Source organism: Corynebacterium sp. HMSC065H09, assembly GCF_001812845.1.
Taxonomy (GTDB): domain Bacteria; phylum Actinomycetota; class Actinomycetes; order Mycobacteriales; family Mycobacteriaceae; genus Corynebacterium; species Corynebacterium jeikeium_D.
The window spans coordinates 1-4,354 of sequence record NZ_KV810591.1 but is presented as its reverse complement, the minus strand read 5'-3'; the positions used below and the strand labels follow the sequence as shown (position 1 = coordinate 4,354).

5 protein-coding genes are annotated in these 4,354 nt (G+C 57.7%); 1 reads left to right on the top strand and 4 read right to left on the bottom strand.

Annotated features, from left to right (window positions below; genetic code table 11):
- Positions 1–238: 238 nt before the first annotated feature.
- Positions 239–361: a type B 50S ribosomal protein L36 gene (ykgO, locus tag HMPREF2878_RS07495; RefSeq protein ID WP_005511141.1), complete on the bottom strand. Its 123-nt coding sequence runs from the start codon at positions 359–361 to the stop codon at positions 239–241.
- A 251-nt stretch (positions 362–612) separates the two neighbouring features.
- Positions 613–2,094 (bottom strand): sugar porter family MFS transporter, encoded by a 1,482-nt coding sequence (locus HMPREF2878_RS07490; protein ID WP_141744329.1) that lies wholly within the window; start codon positions 2,092–2,094, stop codon positions 613–615.
- A 38-nt stretch (positions 2,095–2,132) separates the two neighbouring features.
- On the opposite strand from HMPREF2878_RS07490, the gene nadE reads away from it, so the two are divergent.
- Positions 2,133–2,984, top strand: a complete 852-nt coding sequence (gene nadE, locus HMPREF2878_RS07485) for an ammonia-dependent NAD(+) synthetase (protein WP_016422247.1) — start codon at positions 2,133–2,135, stop codon at positions 2,982–2,984.
- A gap of 51 nt (positions 2,985–3,035) precedes the next feature.
- On the opposite strand, the gene HMPREF2878_RS07480 is transcribed toward nadE, so the two are convergent.
- Both HMPREF2878_RS07480 and HMPREF2878_RS07475 read right to left on the bottom strand, forming a co-directional pair.
- Positions 3,036–3,632, bottom strand: a complete 597-nt coding sequence (locus tag HMPREF2878_RS07480; protein WP_224784081.1) for a TetR/AcrR family transcriptional regulator — start codon at positions 3,630–3,632, stop codon at positions 3,036–3,038.
- 177 nt (positions 3,633–3,809) lie between these two features.
- On the bottom strand, positions 3,810–4,244 hold the full coding sequence (locus tag HMPREF2878_RS07475; RefSeq protein WP_048732964.1) for a pyridoxamine 5'-phosphate oxidase family protein: 435 nt from the start codon (positions 4,242–4,244) through the stop codon (positions 3,810–3,812).
- Positions 4,245–4,354 lie beyond the last annotated feature (110 nt).

Genomic DNA, 4,354 nt, shown 5'->3' with positions numbered 1-4,354 from the left:
TCCATGATGCAATGACCGCCTGACCCTACCAGCCAATTTTCGGGCCAATTTTGACATAAACGCAGTCAGTAACTTCCATCGCCCCACCGCCCCCAGCCATAAACGCTGTCACCGCCTGAACCTACCTCCTCCAAAAACCAAAAACCGCAACCTTTGGCCACAGTAAAACTGCGACTTCAGATTGCGGTTTTGGCAATAAATGAGGAAGCTATTTGCTTCGCGCTAGCCTAAATAAGGCTTAGCCCTGACGGGCCTTGAAGCGCGGCTCCTTCTTGTTGATCACGTAGACCTTGCCACGACGGCGCACGACCTGAGCGCCCGGCTTGTTCTTCAGCGACCGAAGGGACTTGCGGACCTTCATTCGGGCGCTCCTTTCTACTCGGCTCCGAAACGGGAATGTGCACACTGCACTCTCCCCGGACAATCACCCCAGTGACTGCCTGGCAACGCACCCTTCCTGATAATCCGAAGAAATATCAAAGAGGATGCGTTACGACACGAGTTGCCATACTACCTAATAAGCGGAATAACTCCAAAAATCCGGGGGAAAAATGTTCTTTGACGGGCAACCCCAAGATCGCGACTCCCCACGTTGCAACTGCTTCCACTTCTCTACTTGGCAGCGGCAATCATGTACTCGCGGACCTCGGCAAGCGTCTTACCTGAGGTCTCCGGCACCGCCTTGATGGTGAATACCAGCGCAATTGCGCCCGTAATGGCAAAGAAGAAGAACGACCACGCACCACCGACAGCATCCACCATCGGAAGAAAAGCCTGCGCCACAAACCAATTCGCAACCCATAGCGCGAGCCCTGCCAGCCCCATACCCAGGCCACGAGCCTCTGTCGGGATGATCTCGGAAATCAGGAGCCAGGTCGCCACCGACACAGCCGCCTGCTGAAACACGATAAATACGGTCATCAGCAGAAGCGACATCATGGCACCCGTCGAAGAGTTACTCGACAAACCATAGACGGGCGCCAGCACGAGCAGCGAGCTTGCACAGCCCACCAAACCGATAATCAGCATTCGCCGACGACCAACGCGGTCAATGATGCTCATACCAATTGCACACGAAATCACCGAGGCGATACCGATGATGATGGAGGTATAGACAGAGCTTTCCGTCGACAAGCCAACCTTGTTCATCATCGTCGGCGCGAAATACATAATCGCGTTCGCGCCCGTGACCTGTTGCGTCACACCAATGAGCATCGCAATAATGACGGTGCGTCGCACCCACGGGGTTTTCACGGCAAGGCGCTCGGCTGCACGCTGATCGGCGCTTGACGACGCCTCATCAACGGCAACCTCAGCCAGGGTCGCCTCATCTCCCTGCATCTGACGCAGCACGGCCAGCGCCTTGCCCTCCTGTCCTCGACGGACGAGGTAGGCCGGAGTGTCCGGCAGAACCAGCATGCCGATGAGCAGCACGATGCCGGGGACAGCGCCGAGTCCAAGCATGAGTCGCCAGTTACCGGAGGAGGCTAGGGCGGAGTTGGTGAGGAACGCCACCAGCTGACCAATCACGATCATCAGCGAGTTCAGGCTGACCAGGCGTCCACGCACATGCGGTGGTGCCATTTCGGAGATGTACATCGGTACGACGATGGAAACACCACCGATACAGACGCCGAGCAAAGTACGCGCAGCACCCAGCGAAAACGCACTAGTAGCGAAAGCACACCAGATACTGCCGATGATGAAGCCGACCGCTCCGAGCAGGATGGTGCCACGGCGCCCCAGGGAGTCCGCTACGCGACCGCCCAGGAACGCACCGATAGCCGCACCGACCAAGAGCATGGCGGTGACAGTGGACTCCTGTCCTGGAGTCAGCTCAAAAGAGCGCTGGATATACAGCAGCGCGCCCGAGATGACACCGGTGTCGTAACCAAAGAGGAGGCCGCCCAGAGCGGCGATGATAGCCACGGCTATCGACCGAGTTGTGGTGGTTTCCCGGTTCGGTCCAGTCTTATTCTGTTCGGTTGTACTCACGCTGGAAATCTTGCCACCGTCCGGCCAAAGACCCCCTATCCGAACAGCACTTACTCGATAAAGATGAGAGTTTTGGCACTCTTCTGGCAGGAAAATCATCCCTTTTCCCGTCCTGAACTAGCGGTAGAGTGAGGCTCATGACACCAGTAGGCACACAGGATTTCCCACACCCCCTCCAGTCGGAGATTATTAACGACCTCCACGTCCAGCCCACCATCAATGCCGCCGAGGAAATCAGCCGCCGAGTCGATTTTCTCTGCGATTATTTCCGCACCGCGCACGCCAAGGGATTCGTGCTCGGAATTTCTGGCGGCCAAGACTCCACGCTGGCCGGGCGTCTAGCGCAGTTGGCCGTCGAAAAGCTTCGCGACGGCGGTGAGGATGCCACTTTCATTGCCATTCGCCTCCCCCACGGCGTCCAGGCCGATGAGGACGACGCACAGGTGGCACTGCAATTCATTCAGCCTGACCAAAGGCTAACTATCGATATCGCACCGGCCACCGCCGCGATAACCACCCAGGTCACCGATGCCCTGGCCGGCAGCGCTATCAGCGATTTCAACAAGGGAAATATTAAGGCCCGCATGCGAATGATTGCCCAGTACGCAGTGGCGGGTGTTGACGGCGCTTTGGTCATCGGCACAGATCACGCCGCGGAGGCGGTCACCGGCTTCTACACCAAGCACGGCGACGGCGCCTGCGACCTCGTCCCGCTGCAGGGGCTGAGCAAGCGCCAGGGCGCGGCCTTACTCCGTCACCTCGGCGCACCAGCCAGTACGTGGGAGAAGGTGCCGACGGCCGACCTGGAAGAAGACCGCCCTGCGCTTCCCGACGAAGTTGCGCTCGGGGTGACCTATACCGCCATCGACGACTACCTCGAAGGCAAGGCTGTCTCAGATGAGGATGCCGCGCGAATCGAGCACCTCTACTCCATTTCCCGGCACAAGCGAGCCGTCCCGCCCGGACCGGCCGATTCCTGGTGGCGCTAGGCTACTGCCCCGGGCCACCGATCTAGCGTCCCGGACAGAGCAGCAAACCCCTTAAGAGAAGGCCTCCGCGCCAGCGTCCCAAATAGCCCCAACTGCGGCCAAGCTGTCTGCCGCACCGGCTTCGGCGCTGGGTTCCAGCGCAGGTGAACCATCCTGGACCAGCTCGGCGGTCACCAAACCGTGGGCGAACGCCCACATGGCCAATCCCTTAGGCTCATCGCCGGCAACCTTAATGAATGCATCGCGAATCCAGGCATCCAACGACGAAGGCGAGACGACATTCACGAAATTAGTGCGACTCATCAGCCGGTAACCATGCGGATCGTCGAGAACTGCCTGGCGGTACGCCTGCAGCAGAGACGCCGAAGTGCATTCCTCATCAATGGCAGCATGAATACGCTTGCCCAGATTCTCGAGGCTCTCGGTCAGCAACAGCTGAAGGAGCTCTTCTTTACCGCTGATGTGCTTGTACAGCGATGGCGCCTTCACATCGAGCCGCGCCGCTAGGCGGCGCATGCTGATAGCACTCCAGCCCGATTCGCGCAGCATCGCGCGCGCTTCATCTACGATCTTCTGCATACGTGGAGACTGCCTGCGCACATCGGGCTGCGCTGGCACCCCATCGGTCGATTCTATGGTGCACGTCACATTTGCGACTGTAACGGGTTGAATCTCACTTAGGGCGCTTTTGGGTAATTTAACCCAACAATTTTTAAAAAACAGCTAACGGCGGTGCTCAGTCACTAAAAGCTGCCTTTGCACGCTGCTATCTCTGCTTCACGACGGAGCCCCACCGTCGTAAAGCAAAAGTGCCGTATGCCACCGCTACACTTCGTAGCGATTCGGCTCCTCCCCGAGGTGGAAATGGCGACCCGAAACATCGTTCGGGGTAATGCGCACGTAGTTGTACTTTAACGTCGGCAGCCAGGGCTTCAGCGGCAGCTCATCTGCAGCGTTAATATCCGCGCGGGAGGTGAGAACCTCTGCGTCACCCTTTACGATGACCGACCAGGCCTTCTGAGCATCCTTGTCAACAAAGTCGGCCTCAAAAAGAACATCGTGGTTCAGAGAAACAGTAAAGAGCTTCGACCCCTCGGCAGTGCGGAAGTAAATGCTTCCCTCATGAACGACGTAGTTCAGCGGGAAAAGGTCCATATCGTCTTTACGACGAACAACCAGTCGCCCAAAAGTCTGCGTAGCCAGCAGCTCAAGGGATTCTTCGGTGGACAGTTTCTGAATAACAGAGTCGTTGTTTGCCATACCCCCAGTATTCCACCGTTCAGACAAAGTTGCTACAGCCATACGGATTACCAATCATTGAGGTAAACGGCGAGCACGGGTTAAGTAAAGAAAAGTGTGTCCGCATGCCA

Excerpts from the sequence above, each read along its gene's own strand:
- ykgO (WP_005511141.1), bottom strand. The coding sequence starts at position 361 with ATGAAGGTCCGCAAGTCCCTTCGGTCGCTGAAGAACAAGCCGGGCGCT.
- HMPREF2878_RS07490 (WP_141744329.1), bottom strand. The coding sequence starts at position 2,094 with ATGATTTTCCTGCCAGAAGAGTGCCAAAACTCTCATCTTTATCGAGTA.
- nadE (WP_016422247.1), top strand. The coding sequence starts at position 2,133 with ATGACACCAGTAGGCACACAGGATTTCCCACACCCCCTCCAGTCGGAG.
- HMPREF2878_RS07475 (WP_048732964.1), bottom strand. The coding sequence starts at position 4,244 with ATGGCAAACAACGACTCTGTTATTCAGAAACTGTCCACCGAAGAATCC.